Consider the following 15,470-nt stretch of genomic DNA (forward strand, 5'->3'; position numbering starts at 1 on the left):
ATTAAGGCAATTTGAAAGCCTGTCTTGCCAACAACTTCCAATTAGAGCCGTCTTTTGCAAAAACCAATACAATCCCTAAATGAACTTTACCTGGTTTGCCACCGTCAAATGTATCCGCATCCAATACATGACGAACTACTGCTGTTTTTCCCTGAACATCGATAGTTTGGTTACTTAAAGTAATCGATTTAAAATCTGATTTTTTTGTGGCTAAGGTTTCCACAAAATCAGTTTTAGACTCGATTTTTCCACTAGAATGTCCATACGTTAATTTATCTGAAGCTAAATTGTTAAGTACATTCCTATCTCCGGAAATCATAGCCAAACGCATCGTCTCCACTGCCTGCTCAACTTGCTTTTCTGACTTTGTTTGTGCTAATAAACTTGATGTACTCATAAGTGCTACAACAATTAATGTGATAAATTTTTTCATTATAAAAATCGGTTTTAGAATTTATACTTTGCAACAATAGGCATTCTTCGTCCAATTCCAAAAGACTTTGGAGAAATTCTTAAAATTGGAGCAGTTTGGAATCTCTTAAATTCCGCCTTATTCACCAAATTGGTAACCCGGTGTACAACGGGACTATCGAATCCTGCTTCAATAATTTCATCTGCACTTTTCTGCATCTCTATATACTCCAAAAGAATTTCATCTAGCAAATCGTATTCGGGCAAAGAGTCGGAGTCTTTCTGATCTGGTCTTAATTCTGCCGAAGGAGCTTTTGTAATAGTATTTTTAGGGATGATTTCTCTTTCCCTGTTTATATAATCGGCCAATTTATATACCTGGGTTTTATAGCAATCGCCTATTACAGATATCGCCCCACACATATCCCCGTACAAAGTACCGTATCCTACGGCGCACTCGCTTTTGTTACTTGTATTTAAAAGTATGTGTCCGAATTTATTAGAAAAGGCCATTAACAAAACTCCTCTGGTTCTGGCCTGGATATTTTCTTCTGCCAGGTTCTGTGGAAGGCCTGCGAATTCATCAGCAAGGCTTTCCTCAAATGATTCGGTAATTTTCGTTATGGGTATAGTTGTGTATTGGCATCCCAGATTATTGGCAAGATCAATAGCGTCTTTTATAGAATGATCAGAAGAATATTTGGAAGGCAATAACACCGGAAATACATTCTCTGCTCCTAAAGCCTCTACTGCCAAAGCACAAACTACGGCAGAATCAATTCCTCCCGATAAACCAAGCGTGGCTGTTCTAAAACCAGATTTATGAAAATAGTCTCTTATCCCTAAAACCAGAGCTTCATACACTTGGCCTACTCTTTCTTTTTGGATTGATTTTTCTCCAAGTACTATAGAACTTCTTAATTGTTCTATATTGAAAACCTGTACATCTTCTTTAAAGTAAGCTAACTCAGCAACAATATCCCCCGCTTTATCGAAGACTAAAGACCCCCCGTCAAAAATCAAATCGGTATTTGCCCCTACCTGATTAACATATAAAAGTGGCAGCTGATATTTCCTGCTATTTTGCGACAATATCATTAATCTTTGCTCTTCATGTTTGTAATCGAACGGGGATGCTGCGATATTGATCATAAAATCTGGTTCTTCTTTAATCAATTCGTCCATGGGACAAGATTTGTAAAGAGGATTATTTCCAAGATTCCAAAGATCTTCACAAATAGTTACCGCTATTTTGTAACCCTTAAATTCAATACATTTAAAATCTACAGCCGATTCGAAATAACGGTATTCATCGAAAATATCATAAGTTGGCAGCAGGCTTTTTCTCACTACCTGCTTAACCGCTCCTTCTTCAAAGAAAAAAGCAGAATTATACAGATCTTTACCTTCTAATATCGGGTTCACTTCAGGAGCTCCTACGATACAGGCAATCCCCACTGCATGTTGTGCTATTTGTTCGATAGACTCTTGACATTTTATAACGAACTGATTGTAATTCAAAAAATCGTTAGGCAAATAACCGCACACACTCATCTCTGCAAAAACGACTAAATCTGTCCCTCGCTCTTTTTCATCATTCAGCACCGATATTATTTTGTCGATATTAGAGGAAAAGTCACCTATGCAATAGTTAAGTTGTGCTAATGCTATCTTCATGATTAATTGTGTTAATTAAGATCCAGTAAGTGTTTATTAAAAGAATACACCCAAATTAATTCCTAAATAAGAACTCTTCAGGGCTCCATCTCCTTTTTGGATATCTGTAAAACCATTATCAAATGTCAAGCCAGCTAGTATTCTTGTCTTTCCTGAAGTTGCAATTTCTGCCCCTCCACCGATAATGATTGAACCTCTGTAAAAGCTTGTTCTTTTGTAGATATCCAAACCTTCAGCTGTATTTGCAGAATTGTTTGATTTAACATCAGCCTTGGCTCTTACATTAAAAGCGTTTCCTAATCCAAATTCTCCGTAAAAACGTACTTCTTTATCATCGCCAGTCAACAGCTTTAGCTTTGCCGGGATTTCTATATACTGTAACTTATAGGTTTGTTTGTTTGTTGTTGCTCCTTCGGTGCTCTCTGTTTTCCCATTAATTGTTGTGAGTTTTAGTGCAGTACTGAAAGCGTAGCTTTCTCTAAAAAGGAAATCGCCTAGAACACCATAACTAAAGCCTAATTTTACTCCATCAGAATTTATAGAATTTACATCAGATCTTATCCAGCCTATAGTTGGATGCGCAGTCAATCCAAGCTTAAAATCTGCTCCATCTCTGTATTGAGCCTGTAAATTATTAACTAAAAAAAATACAAAAATCAGTGTAATTAGCTTTTTCATGTTCATAGTGTTTGTTTAATATCAAAATATCTTTCGACAAAGCTCTTCTATTTTCATAAATTCGAATGTTATAGCAATAGAATAATTAGAATGAGCCCTTTTTTTGTTAACAGCGTCAAATTTAGTTTTTTTTTCCTGATAAGCTTAATTTGCTTATCATCCTGTAATCAGGAAAAGAAGATAGATATCAGTAATATACAGATAGATTTAACGATTGAAAGATTTGACAAGGATCTGGCTAAAGTAAATCCCGATAGCCTGTCCACCCAATTACCTATTCTTGAGAAGAGATATGGAGCTTTTTACCATGATTATTTTAGTAAAATTCTGAATCTTGGCCAAACTAATGATACTAGCCATTACACTTTGGTTAAACAAATTCTTACAGGAAGTGCCTACAAAGATCTTCAACACGAAACAGACAGCATTTTTCCAAGTTTAAAAATGGTTGAGCCTGATATTATTGATGCATTTAAACACATTAAATATTATTATCCCAAACAAAAATTCCCAAAAATAATTACATATATATCTGGCTTCCAAGTCCAAACCCCAATTGGCATAGATTATGTCGGAGTTGGGCTTGATATGTTTTTAGGAGAGAAATCTAAATTTTATCCTGCTGTGGTAGAAAGCATACCAAGGTATATAAGCAGAAGATTTACACCTAAAAATATAGCTCCGAGAATTGTGGAAGTTATAACCAGAGAAGAAATGTTTCCCGAGCAGGATTTACACCAGCTATTGGATAAGATGATTTTTCAGGGAAAACTAATGTATTTTATGAAAGCAGTTCAACCAGATTTAGCGGACAGTACGATAATAGGTTATAGTAAACAGCAAATTGACTGGGCAAACCAATTTGAAAGTGATATTTGGGCATATTTTCTCCAAGAAAATCTATTATATGAAAGTGATTACTTGAAAACACAAAAGTATCTTTCAGAGGCACCTTTTACTCCAGGGCTGGGAAGTCATAATGACTCTGCACCTAAGTTAGGAGTATTTACAGGTTGGCAAATTGTAAAGAAATATATGAAGGAAAATCCTGAAGTTTCTTTACAGGATTTGATGAGTGAGAATGATTTTCAAAAGATTTTAAAACAGTCGAGGTACAGACCGGAACATAAAAAGTAGCATCTAATATGAAAATTGGACTTGTTCTAAGTGGAGGGGGTATCAGGGGAATTGCTCATTTAGGCGTATTAAAAGCGCTAAAAGAGAAAAATATTGCAATTACCCATATCACTGGCACAAGTGCCGGAGCCATTGCTGGTGCCTTATACGCAAATCAGGTAGACCCGTATGATGCACTCAAGATTTTTCAAAACACAAGATTATTAAGACTCTTAAAATTAGCATTTGGAAAACCGGCGTTACTTAATCTGGAATCTTCATATAAATTATTTAGAGAATATCTGCCACACGATTCTTTCGAACAATTAAAAATACCTTTAACTATTACCGCTACCAATTTCAACAACGGAAAGCTGGCTTATTTCAGTCACGGTGAAAATCTGATTAAAAAAGTTCTTGCTTCCTGCTGTATCCCCGGCGTTTTCACACCCATAGTAATTGACGATAATTTTTATGTGGACGGCGGTGTATTGAATAATTTTCCGGTAGAACCCCTGCTTTCTAAATGCGATTATATTATAGGTTCTTCCTGCAACCATCTGTCTCCTATAGGAGGAATCAGGGGCATTAAGCATATCCTTGAACGCACAGCTACATTATCTGTTAATCATGATATTGAGGAAAAAATAAAAAAAGTAGACCTTTTGATAGAACCTGAAAACCTGGGAAATGTGGGCTTATTCGAAATAAACCGAGCTGAGGAAATTTATTGGATAGCACACGAAAAAGCTTTGAAAAAGCTAACCGAGGCTGGCTTAAGTTAAAACAAAAAAGCTTCACTCTTTCGAGCAAAGCCTTAATCTATATTGTTTTTCGGATTTTATCCTTTCAAAATCTTAAACACGCCTGAAATAGAAATCAGGGCACCAACGAAAGTTAAAACCCAACCTAATAAATCAATAACTGTTGAGTGTTCTATAATTTGTTTAATATACACACCAAATAGCGTTACAAATAAACCGATAACAATTACTTTATAGTGTGACGGATTGTTTGCGTTTACCATGCTCATAATTTTCGAAGATTAATTTTAATCAATTGCAAAAATATAATTATTGTTCAATAAAACACATTTTATTTTATAATTGTAGCGATATTAATCACTTAGTCGTAAGAAGTAAATAACAATATTTATTAATTCATGAGATACTATATCTTACTTTCAATATTTACACTCTTTCTTTTCAATAGCTGTAAGGAGAAAGATAATAATGCTATTTGTTTGACGGAATGTGGAAGTGTTTCACAGACACTTAGATTAAGTATTGTTGAAGAAGAAGGCAATTCCAGTTACCTTATTTCGCAAAGTAAACAAAAAGGAGATATACAGCTGCAACTTTATAGTTTACGATTAAAAAAAGAAATTCCATACACAATAGAGAAAGGAACAAATTATATTTCATTTCAAATTATAGGTTCCGACGAAATTGAAGTGCGCTTGAATGGTAATCTGGAAGATACGATTAAGATAGAAACAAGGTATATAAAAGACGACTGTTGCGGAGGCCTGGAAATAGTAAAGTTATCAGTTAACAATTCCTTCATCAATAAGCCTGAAAATTCCATTATAGTTATAAAAAAATAAGTTTGGAACTGCTTTTGTTTGTTTTATATTTTGTAACATAAACATCTACAGTTATGACAAAGTATTCGAAAAAGGCTCAGAATAAAATCGAAGGGGTAATGAAAGAGTTTAAAGAGGGTAAGTTAAAATCAAGCTCTGGAGACAAAGTAACCGATAGAAAGCAAGCAGTAGCGATCGGAATATCAGAAGCTCGGGAAAAAGGATTAAAAGTTCCTAAAAAGAAAAAATAACATTCAGAAGAAAACAGATCGTAAATAATTCTTTTTAAAACTTTATCTTTATAAGCTCTCAAAAAAAGCGATATCATAAGAAGATGCTTAAACAGTTAAGTCATTGGTTTCTTACTTTATTGTTCTGCTTTTCATTTACCTCAGTTTTTTCTTCTGATGACTCTGAGATCTATGCCAAAAAAGGAATTATTGATTTACGTAAACATGATTTTTCTAAGAACGCAAAAGTAAAAGGCGAATGGTTTTTCTATTGGAATCAGCTTATCGCCCCATCCAATTCACTTCCTCCTGGAGGTCTTTTGGTAAATTTCCCATTAAAATGGACAGATTATAAAACCAACGGAAAAACTCTCCCAAGCGTCGGTTATGCATCTTATACGTCCAAACTTCTTCTACCTCACGACAGTGCCGTTTATACATTACTTATTCCTCCTACCTATTCTTCATATAAATTCTTTATCAATAATCGATTAGTTGCTGTAAATGGTAAAGTTACGACGTCTCCCAAAGGCTTTGTACCCCACTTTCAGACCAAGCTTGTAAATCTGAACTCGACTAACGATACAATCATCCTAACTTTACAAGTAGCCAATTATGCACACAGTAAAGGTGGGACTATGGATCCGCTTATAATAGGGCGAAAGGAAAATTTGGAGTTAAAAAAAGATAGAAGTGACGCTATCATCCTTATATTAACAGGATGCCTTATTATGGGCGGTTTCTTCTTTCTTGCACTTTTTTTAGTGGGCAGAAGAGACAATGCAATACTTTTTTTTGCACTTTTCTCTATACTATATAGCTACAGAATAATAGGTACAGAAAGTTATGTGCTGCATTCTTTATTTCCGAATATTAGTTGGTTTCTAAGTATCCGTTTGGAATATTTTAGCCTTTTTTCGAGTATTGGTTTATTTACCCTGTACAACAGGTTTCTTTTTCCTCAAGATGTTAACAAATACATCGTACGTACTGTTGTTACTATCTGTATTTCTTTCTCCCTGGCTACAATATTTTTTTCACCTTTTATTTTCACACAGTTAATAAACCCTTTTCTGTTTGTTTGTCTATTTTGCCTAACCTACACCCCCTATGTTTATTTACTGGCGTATAAAAGAAAAAGACCTGGAGCTATTTACACCATTGCCAGTACACTAGTTTTGGTACTGATTTTTTCTTTAACTCTTTTCCGTTATTGGAGACTCATCGACCATCATCAAATTCTTAATTTCTTTGGATACATTAGCATATTTTTCTTGCAATCACTTGCGCTTTCGCATCGTGTCTCATTCGCCTTAAGAAGAGCAAAAAAAGAGGCAGAAACAGGATTAATTGCCAAAAGTGAGTTTTTAAGTACGATGAGTCACGAGATCCGAACTCCGTTAAATTCCGTAATAGGAGTTACTCATCTTCTGTTAAAAAACAGTCCGAGGGAAGATCAGAAAGAGCAGCTTGACATTATGTTGTTCTCTGCAAACAATTTACTAGCAATTGTAAATGATATCCTAGACTATAATAAAATAGAAGCTGGTAAGATATCTTTTGAAAATATTAAGATGGATATCTCCAAACTCGCTCAAAATCTGATTAGCTCTCAACTTTCATTCGCCGACGATAAAGGAATAGAACTTCGTCTTAATTTAGATAAAAATTTAAGTCCTCATTTAAAAGGGGATCCTACAAGACTACATCAAATACTAAGTAATTTGGTACATAATGCCATAAAATTCACGCAAAAAGGTTTCGTAGAACTGGGTATTGTGGTTAAAAACTCCAACGATAATAAACAGACCTTATACTTCTATGTTAAGGATTCCGGAATTGGCATTTCCAAAGAAAAACAGGACATTATATTCGATCAATTTACTCAGGCTGACTCATCTACATCCAGAAGTTTTGGAGGTACGGGATTGGGATTGGCTATATGTAAAAGGATTCTTGAATTACAACATTCTGAACTCCGATTGGAAAGCGAAGAGAATAAAGGTTCCACATTCTTCTTTACCCACACTTTTGAGAAAGAGACAGTACTTGAAAACAGCTCATCTGCAGACCAGACCGTGTTTGACAAAAAGACCGATTTGGAAGGAGCTCATATATTATTAGTTGAAGACAATATCATGAATGTATACATCGCGAAAGCTTTTCTGGAAAAATGGGGAGCAATAATGGACGTTGCAGCAAATGGTAAAGAGAGCTTAGAGAAGTTAGATATCAATAAACATCAATTAATATTGATGGATCTCCATATGCCAATAATGGATGGCTATGAAGCAACAAAGCAAATGAGAAAAATGGGCGTGAAACTTCCGATTATTGCTTTAACTGCAAACTTACCCTCGGATGTCGAATACGAACTTGAAAAAGCCGAAATGGATGATATTGTTGTAAAACCATTTCTACCTGAGGAACTGCTTAACAAGACCTTAAAGCATATCAATAAAAATTAAACGATTCTTATAAAAAGGAAAAGGTTACCATTCTTAAGAACAGTAACCTTTTCCTTTTTATCTTAGATCCCGTATTAACCGTTAGACAACGCTGCTGCACCGCTAACAATCTCTGATAATTCTGTTGTGATCGCTGCCTGACGAGCCTGATTATATGAAAGTTTCAAGGCCTTTAATAACTCTCCTGCATTATCAGTAGCTTTATCCATAGCTGTCATACGCGCTCCATGCTCGGAAGCATGAGAATCCAATACAGCTTTATATAACTGCAACTTGATGTTTTTTGGAATCAAGTTCTCAACAATTTCTTCTTTAGAAGGTTCCAAGATATAATCTACATTAGAAGTATTTTCTTCTTCTACTTTCTCCGCTTTTGGAACTGGCAATAATTGCTCTACTGTCAACAACTGAACAGCCGCATTTCTAAATTGGTTATAAATAACCTCTACCTTATCGTATTTTCCGTCTACGAAACCTTTCATAATAGCCTCTGTTATTGCAGAAACATTTTCAAAGTTCAAGGCAGAGAAAAGATCATTATTATTTCCAATAACGTTATAATCACGTCTTTCGTAATAATCCTGAGCTTTTTTACCAATTGCAATAATATGCAAGTTACCGCTCTGTCTGTATGAATCGTACTCTTCGGCAATTAAGTTATTAGCAGTTTTTAATACGTTTGTGTTAAAAGCTCCTGCTAATCCTCTATTAGAAGTGATAACGACTAGTAAGACATTTTTCACCTCACGTTCCTGTGTATATGCAGAAACCCCATCTTCTAAAGAAGCAGAAAGATTTTTTAATATTTCCTGTAGCTTGTTAGCATAAGGGCGTAATTGAATAATAGCATTGGTAGCTCTTTTCAATTTAGCTGCCGAAACCATTTTCATCGCTTTGGTAATCTGTTGGGTTGAGCTTACCGACGCGATTCTTACTCTAACTTCTTTTAAATTTGCCATTCTTTTTAGTATCTAGTAGTAAGTATCAAGTATCCGGCTCCTATATGGGCTTAATACTTGATACCAAATCTTGCTACTTAAACTTAATATTTTGCCGAAATTTCTTTCGCTACTGTTTCTAAAACGCTTGTTAAGCTATCATCAAATTTACCAGCTTTTAAACCAGCTAATACCTCTGGATGACGTTGCTCTAGTTGGTTAACGAACTCCTCTTCAAATTCCCTTACCTTGTTAACCGGAACATTTCTCATCAAATTCTTAGTACCTACGTAAATAATAGCTACTTGTTTCTCTACAGAAACTGGCGAGAACTGACCTTGTTTCAAAATCTCTACGTTGCGAGCACCTTTATCAAGCACTAACTTAGTAGATGCGTCTAGATCTGATCCGAATTTAGAGAAAGCCTCTAACTCGCGGTATTGTGCCTGGTCTAATTTCAAAGTACCAGCAACCTTCTTCATTGATTTGATTTGAGCATTACCACCTACACGTGATACAGAAATACCTACGTTGATAGCTGGACGAACACCTGCGTTAAACAAGTTAGACTCAAGGAATATCTGCCCGTCAGTGATAGAAATTACGTTTGTTGGAATATATGCAGAAACGTCACCCGCCTGAGTTTCGATAATAGGGAGTGCAGTTAACGAACCTCCTCCTTTTACCAAATGTTTAATAGACTCCGGCAAATCGTTCATTTGTTGAGCTATAGAGTCATTTGAGTTAACTTTCGCTGCTCTTTCTAATAAACGGCTATGTAAATAGAATACGTCTCCCGGATATGCCTCGCGACCTGGAGGACGTTTCAATAATAATGATACTTCACGGTAAGCAACAGCTTGTTTAGATAAATCATCATAAATGATTAAAGCTGGTCTACCTGTGTCACGGAAATACTCACCAATTGCAGCACCTGCAAATGGCGCGTAGAATTGCATTGGAGCAGGATCCGCGGCTGTAGCCGAAACTACTACTGTATAAGCCATAGCGCCGTTCTCTTCTAACGTTTTAACAACGTTAGCAACAGTACTTGCTTTCTGACCAACTGCAACATATATACAAAATACAGGCTGACCTGCATCATAAAATTCTTTTTGGTTGATGATAGTATCGATACAAACCGCTGATTTACCAGTTTGACGGTCACCGATAACTAACTCACGCTGACCACGACCAATTGGAATCATCGCATCGATAGCTTTGATACCAGTTTGTAATGGTTCAGTTACAGGCTGACGGTAAATAACACCTGGAGCTTTACGCTCTAATGGCATTTCGTAAGTTTCACCAGCGATAGGTCCTTTACCATCAATTGGCTGACCCAATGTATTAACAACACGACCTAACATACCTTCACCTACTTTAATAGATGCGATTCTGTTAGTACGTTTAATAGTATCACCTTCTTTAATCTCATCAGAAGGTCCCAACAATACAACCCCTACATTATCTTCTTCAAGATTCAGTACTATACCTTGTAAACCAGTTTCAAATTCAACTAGTTCACCAGCTTGTACTTTGGTTAAACCATAAACACGAGCAATACCGTCACCTACTTGAAGTACGGTACCTACCTCTTCTAATTCTGTTTCTGACTTAAATCCCGACAATTGCTGACGTAAAATCGCCGAAACTTCATCTGGTCTTACCTCTACCATTTTTATTTATTTAGCTTTTTATTGTTAATCTAATTATTACAAATTCTTTTTTATGCAAATGCCTTTTTCAATTGGCTTAATTTGCTGGCAATGCTGGCGTCGTATTGTTTATCACCTATAGTCAATACAATACCTCCAATTAAATTTTCGTCCACACTTGCATTCAATATTACTTCGCCACCTAAAACAGATTTCACCCTGTTGATAATCTCTTCCTTTGAAATTTCGGTTAGCGGAGTTGCTGAAACAACTTTTACAGTATTAATATTGTTATGTACATTGTACTGATTTACAAATTCCCTCGCTGCCCCTTGTAATACTGCTGCTCTCCCTTTATTAATCATAATATTGAAGAAAGAATAGGTAACCTGCTGCAATTTTCCTTCGAAAATTGCCGATAAAATATTCCTCTTTTTATCTAAACTGATAATCGGATTTTTTATCACAGTTGCCAGTTCAGGATTTGCTTTAAGCGTGTCTGCAAAAAGTTGCATATCATTTCTGACCTCCTTTTCTACATTTTTTTCTATAGCTAGGTCTAAAAGTGATTTTGCGTATCTTGATGCTACTTTAATTTCTGACATAATTCAAGAGTTTAAAATTAAAAGTTAGAAGTTAAAAGGCTTTACACCTGCTACTTTTCACTTTCAACCTTGTACTTTAAACTAATTTAACTTAATATCTTTTAATAAACCCTCTACTACCTGCTCCTGTTTAGCTTTATCTGCAAATTCCTGACGAAGAACCTTCTCAGCAATCTCTAAAGACAAATTAGCAACCTGAGACTTCACTTCGGCTAAAGCGGCTAACTTTTGATTATTGATTTCTACTTTAGCAGCTTCAATCAATTTAGCGCCCTCTACCTGTGCCTGAGTTTTAGCTTCATTAACGATTTTATCTTTTAAAGATTTAGCTTCTTTCAATATTTCATCGCGCTCTGCTCTCGCTTGCTTTAACAATGCTTCGTTCTCGTTAGATAGACGAGCCATTTCTTGCTTTGCTAATTCCGCTTTGTTTAAAGCATCTTCAATAGAGCTCTCGCGCTCACGAATAGCTGCAAGAATTGGTTTCCATGCTGCAACTCTTAAGATGATTAATAAAATTACAAAAGATACAAGTGTCCAAAAAACTAAACCTATACTCGGAGTTATTAATTCCATAAAATTTAATATATAACGTAATTAAAGATTCTTGTTTAAAGAAGTCGGAAACTAGGCCAATCGCTTCATTTCCGACTTAAAAATTTGAGTTGTCTTATGCAGGATTGTTTCCTAAAAGAGCAACTACCACACCGAATAAAGCAACACCCTCGATAAGAGCAGCTGCGATAATCATAGCAGTTTGAATTTTTGAAGCAGCCTCTGGCTGACGAGCAATACCTTCCATTGCTTTGCTACCAACGTTTCCGATACCGATACCAGCACCGATTACTGCTAAACCTGCACCAATTGCAGCGATTGAACCTACCATAACTGTTTTAATTTATTATATATGTTTAAACAAAAAGTTTCTAATTAATGATGATGCTCTTCTACTGCTGTACCTATAAACAAAGCTGCCAACATAGTGAAGATAAATGCTTGTAAGAATGCGACTAACAATTCCAAAACAGACATAAACAACACGAAAGCTACAGATACAGGAGCGATTGCTACACTTTTGAAAATAAAGATTAAAGATACTAAGCTTAAAATAATAATGTGTCCCGCAGTAATATTAGCAAAAAGACGAACCATTAAAGCGAAAGGCTTAGAGAAAACACCGATAATCTCCACCGCCCACATAATTGGCAATAACCAAAACGGAACATCTGGTTTAAAAATGTGTTTCCAGTAATATTTATTACCGTTGATATTTACGACTACTAACACGATAGCAGCCAAAACAAGAGTTACCGCAATATTTCCCGTAACGTTGGCGCTTCCTGGGAAAATAGGAATTAAACCTAACATATTGTTGAACCAAATAAAGAAGAAGATAGTCAACAACAAAGGCATAAATTTCTCGTATTTATAACCAATATTCGGACGAGCGATGTCGTCTCTAACAAATAAGATAATTGGTTCCAACCAAGACTGTAAACCTTTAGGTGCTTTCCCTACCCTTTTCTTGTAAGAACCAGAAATGCTCAAGAACACAATCAACAACAATGTTATTGCTATAAACATTCCAGCCACGTTTTTAGTAATAGAAAAATCTAAAACTTTTGCTGTTGCAGCTTCATCTATCTGTCCTTCAGCATTAACAACTTTGATATGTTCATGCTCGTTAATGTAAGTATAGAATTTCCCTGTATAAGGAATTGGATGATGATGCTCGTCCATTAAGTTTGCAGAGGAAAAAATCTCCAAGCCTTTATCTGTATATAATATTACAGGAAGATTCAACGAAGTATGTCCCCACAAATGCCAACTATGAGAGTCACTGATATGCTCCAAAATAGTCACCGTTGGATCAAACTTTTCTTCCGCAGCTTTGTGTTCTTCAACAGCTGCCACATGTAGTGTATCTTCCGCCTTCAAAACGCTATCTTGCTCCTCGAAAGCGAAGGTCTTAAATGACATAAAAGCTAAAAAAAGAGCAAAAACTGTCTTTAGTCTGATTTTTTTGTAATTTAAAATGTGGCTAAAATCCATTGATTCCGTGTTTTTTACTTTTTAATTTGGTGGCGCAAGTTAACTAACAAACAATAGATTTCAAAGACCGTAAATAAGAAATACGCAGAAAAAAAATTTATGACGAAAATTATGGGGTCTACTTTGAATTTATTGAGGTAAAAAACAGCTAATAACATACTCAGCAACAACCGGATAACAATACCTCCCATTGACATTAAAACCTGTCCTTCGCCTCCATTTTTTATTCCATACCAGGAAACTAAGTAAACTACTATTGCAATACCTGCCATGAACCCAAAAATCACCCAATATTTAGGAATAAAATAGGTAATCAAATTAAATGGGTACATTAATAAAAGACTAACGCCTACTAACAATAAAGTATATACAAAGAAAAGACTAAAAAACTTGCTTAAACCCAAAATCAAAAAGTATTTATAAACTTTAATTATCGAGGAGCAAATTTATGAATTGTTTTCAGATAATCACCAAGCAGATAAGGTATTACGGCTTTTTATTTAATAAATCTCTAAAAACTGTACATAAAGCTATTATAACGCCTACCAAACTGAGTAAACCAGTGACAACTGGCGTTTTGTTTTGCTGATACTCGTCTATTTTATATCCTATGAAAGTACATATTCCAATTATGCCTATCATTTGAAATGCTAATGCAGAATACTTGACGTAGCTATTTGCAGAATTAAGAAATTGCTTCTTTTTCTCTTGTGGATTCTTCTTTTGCATCAAAAATAGAACTTGTATCTGTTACTCCTGTTTGACAAAAACCGCTAAAGTCGGCACCATTTTCTATAACCAATTTATTAGAAGAAATGTTTCCATTAACTTTAGCCGTCTGCTTTAAAAACAGGTTCTCTCCAACGGCAATATTTCCTGTGACAACACCCGATATCTCTGCAGAATAGGCATAAATATTCCCTATTACTTCCCCTACAGCCCCAATAACAACTTTAGCTTTTGAAATTACGTCACCAACTATAGTACCATCTACACGGATGTCACCTTTTGTTGCCAAATTTCCTTTTATTTCTGTTCCTTCGCCAACAATATTTATAGAGCTAGCCTTTTGCTCGTTCTGTTGTCTTTTTTGTTTTTGAAACATCTTCAAATCTTTAAAAATTCATAAATTTTTCTGGATTCACAGGACTACCGTTCATCCAGAGTTCGAAATGTAAATGAGGGCCAGTTGTATATTCCCCTGTATTCCCAACTACTGCTATTACGTCCCCGGCTCTAACAAAACTACCGGTCTTTTTTAATAATGCAGAACAATGCTTATAGAAAGAAATCATATTATCTCTATGCTGAATTGCGATAACATTACCCGTTTCGGGAGTAAATGAAGAAAATACAACTGTTCCTTCTAATACTGCTTTTATGTTTTCATTCTTTTTTGCTGCAATATCAATTCCGAAATGAGATCCATTTTTATCAAAATGCTCGGTTACATTTCCTTTTATTGGACTGAAAAAAGTAAAGGCATTAACTCCTTTCTTATTTTCACTGCCTGCTTGTTCTACGTTAAGATCAAACTGACTTTCGGATTCTATAAGCTTCCGCAATTCCAATTCCTCTTTGGATATTTTACTATTTAACAGCTTATCACTTTTAGAGTCGTCTTTATCTTCACCTTTCGATTGAACCTTACCTTCAACATTTCCATTAATTACATTTCTTATATTTTCTAAATAGATATCATTTTGATGACTCAACTTGGTTAATGAATCTATTTTCATATATGCATTAACTATTTCTCTTTGAGAAGAAATGTCGGAGACACCTATCAGATATTGCTTCAATGGAGTCATTTTTATAATAAGCAATGTTAAAAATATCAAAACAATGGCAAAAGCTCCCGTTCCCATAATCAGATACCATAACGAAGCTCTAAAAGAAATCTTTTCCTCAAAAGTATTATCGTTTAATACAACCAATTTATATTTTTCTTTTAATCGTGTTATGAGCTTTTTTCTTTTGGCCATTCTTTGCGAGAATTACTGAGCTTATTAATATATTTAGCCGTTAAAATACGACAAGATAAAAATATTT

Annotated in this window: 18 protein-coding genes; 5 read left to right on the forward strand and 13 right to left on the reverse strand. The window is 35.2% G+C overall.

Translation table 11 applies throughout. From position 1 onward, the window contains the following. Position 1: 1 nt before the first annotated feature. The 3 genes from PEDSA_RS12550 to PEDSA_RS12560 are packed head-to-tail and all read right to left on the reverse strand — an operon-like array spanning position 2 to position 2,766. Positions 2 to 433 (reverse strand): nuclear transport factor 2 family protein, encoded by a 432-nt coding sequence (locus PEDSA_RS12550; RefSeq protein ID WP_013633527.1) that lies wholly within the window; start codon positions 431 to 433, stop codon positions 2 to 4. A 14-nt stretch (positions 434 to 447) separates the two neighbouring features. After that, a complete protein-coding gene (locus PEDSA_RS12555; RefSeq protein WP_013633528.1) occupies positions 448 to 2,088 on the reverse strand; it encodes an NAD+ synthase in 1,641 nt (546 codons plus the stop codon). A gap of 36 nt (positions 2,089 to 2,124) precedes the next feature. Beyond that, positions 2,125 to 2,766: an outer membrane beta-barrel protein gene (locus PEDSA_RS12560; protein ID WP_148233531.1), complete on the reverse strand. Its 642-nt coding sequence runs from the start codon at positions 2,764 to 2,766 to the stop codon at positions 2,125 to 2,127. 90 nt (positions 2,767 to 2,856) lie between these two features. On the opposite strand from PEDSA_RS12560, the gene gldB reads away from it, so the two are divergent. After that, on the forward strand, positions 2,857 to 3,903 hold the full coding sequence (gene gldB / locus PEDSA_RS12565; protein WP_013633530.1) for a gliding motility lipoprotein GldB: 1,047 nt from the start codon (positions 2,857 to 2,859) through the stop codon (positions 3,901 to 3,903). An 8-nt stretch (positions 3,904 to 3,911) separates the two neighbouring features. Then, positions 3,912 to 4,667 carry a patatin-like phospholipase family protein gene (locus tag PEDSA_RS12570; RefSeq protein ID WP_013633531.1) on the forward strand — a complete coding sequence of 252 codons (756 nt, stop codon included), beginning with the start codon at positions 3,912 to 3,914 and terminating at the stop codon, positions 4,665 to 4,667. A gap of 56 nt (positions 4,668 to 4,723) precedes the next feature. On the opposite strand, the gene PEDSA_RS12575 is transcribed toward PEDSA_RS12570, so the two are convergent. Then, positions 4,724 to 4,915 (reverse strand): hypothetical protein, encoded by a 192-nt coding sequence (locus tag PEDSA_RS12575; protein WP_013633532.1) that lies wholly within the window; start codon positions 4,913 to 4,915, stop codon positions 4,724 to 4,726. A gap of 129 nt (positions 4,916 to 5,044) precedes the next feature. On the opposite strand from PEDSA_RS12575, the gene PEDSA_RS12580 reads away from it, so the two are divergent. The 3 genes from PEDSA_RS12580 (at position 5,045) to PEDSA_RS12585 (ending at position 8,165) form a co-directional block, all read left to right on the forward strand. Continuing rightward, positions 5,045 to 5,488: a hypothetical protein gene (locus PEDSA_RS12580; protein ID WP_013633533.1), complete on the forward strand. Its 444-nt coding sequence runs from the start codon at positions 5,045 to 5,047 to the stop codon at positions 5,486 to 5,488. A 53-nt stretch (positions 5,489 to 5,541) separates the two neighbouring features. Then, entirely contained in the window at positions 5,542 to 5,718 is a 177-nt protein-coding gene (locus PEDSA_RS20300) for a DUF6496 domain-containing protein (protein WP_013633534.1), read from the forward strand. An 83-nt stretch (positions 5,719 to 5,801) separates the two neighbouring features. Continuing rightward, on the forward strand, positions 5,802 to 8,165 hold the full coding sequence (locus PEDSA_RS12585) for an ATP-binding protein (RefSeq protein ID WP_013633535.1): 2,364 nt from the start codon (positions 5,802 to 5,804) through the stop codon (positions 8,163 to 8,165). Positions 8,166 to 8,239: 74 nt separating this feature from the next. On the opposite strand, the gene atpG is transcribed toward PEDSA_RS12585, so the two are convergent. From atpG to PEDSA_RS12635, 9 genes are all read right to left on the reverse strand, one after another. Continuing rightward, on the reverse strand, positions 8,240 to 9,124 hold the full coding sequence (gene atpG / locus PEDSA_RS12590; RefSeq protein ID WP_013633536.1) for an ATP synthase F1 subunit gamma: 885 nt from the start codon (positions 9,122 to 9,124) through the stop codon (positions 8,240 to 8,242). A gap of 83 nt (positions 9,125 to 9,207) precedes the next feature. Then, on the reverse strand, positions 9,208 to 10,782 hold the full coding sequence (atpA, locus tag PEDSA_RS12595; protein ID WP_013633537.1) for a F0F1 ATP synthase subunit alpha: 1,575 nt from the start codon (positions 10,780 to 10,782) through the stop codon (positions 9,208 to 9,210). A 50-nt stretch (positions 10,783 to 10,832) separates the two neighbouring features. Beyond that, the gene (atpH, locus tag PEDSA_RS12600) at positions 10,833 to 11,366 is read right to left on the reverse strand and encodes an ATP synthase F1 subunit delta (RefSeq protein ID WP_013633538.1); all 534 of its coding nucleotides are present in this window, start codon (positions 11,364 to 11,366) and stop codon (positions 10,833 to 10,835) included. Between the two features lie 81 nt (positions 11,367 to 11,447). Then, positions 11,448 to 11,942, reverse strand: a complete 495-nt coding sequence (locus tag PEDSA_RS12605) for a F0F1 ATP synthase subunit B (protein WP_013633539.1) — start codon at positions 11,940 to 11,942, stop codon at positions 11,448 to 11,450. Positions 11,943 to 12,036: 94 nt separating this feature from the next. After that, complete coding sequence (gene atpE / locus PEDSA_RS12610) at positions 12,037 to 12,252, reverse strand: ATP synthase F0 subunit C (RefSeq protein WP_013633540.1); 216 nt, start codon at positions 12,250 to 12,252, stop codon at positions 12,037 to 12,039. A 44-nt stretch (positions 12,253 to 12,296) separates the two neighbouring features. Continuing rightward, positions 12,297 to 13,418: a F0F1 ATP synthase subunit A gene (gene atpB, locus PEDSA_RS12615; protein ID WP_013633541.1), complete on the reverse strand. Its 1,122-nt coding sequence runs from the start codon at positions 13,416 to 13,418 to the stop codon at positions 12,297 to 12,299. Between the two features lie 486 nt (positions 13,419 to 13,904). Continuing rightward, positions 13,905 to 14,147, reverse strand: a complete 243-nt coding sequence (locus PEDSA_RS20535) for an AtpZ/AtpI family protein (RefSeq protein WP_013633543.1) — start codon at positions 14,145 to 14,147, stop codon at positions 13,905 to 13,907. Further along, the gene (locus tag PEDSA_RS12630; protein ID WP_013633544.1) at positions 14,104 to 14,523 is read right to left on the reverse strand and encodes a bactofilin family protein; all 420 of its coding nucleotides are present in this window, start codon (positions 14,521 to 14,523) and stop codon (positions 14,104 to 14,106) included. Before PEDSA_RS12630 ends, PEDSA_RS20535 begins: the two co-directional genes overlap by 44 nt. Before the next feature lie 10 nt (positions 14,524 to 14,533). Further along, on the reverse strand, positions 14,534 to 15,403 hold the full coding sequence (locus tag PEDSA_RS12635; protein ID WP_013633545.1) for a M23 family metallopeptidase: 870 nt from the start codon (positions 15,401 to 15,403) through the stop codon (positions 14,534 to 14,536). Positions 15,404 to 15,470: the final 67 nt, after the last annotated feature.

This window comes from Pseudopedobacter saltans DSM 12145 (assembly GCF_000190735.1).
In the GTDB taxonomy this organism is placed as follows: Bacteria; Bacteroidota; Bacteroidia; order Sphingobacteriales; family Sphingobacteriaceae; genus Pseudopedobacter; species Pseudopedobacter saltans.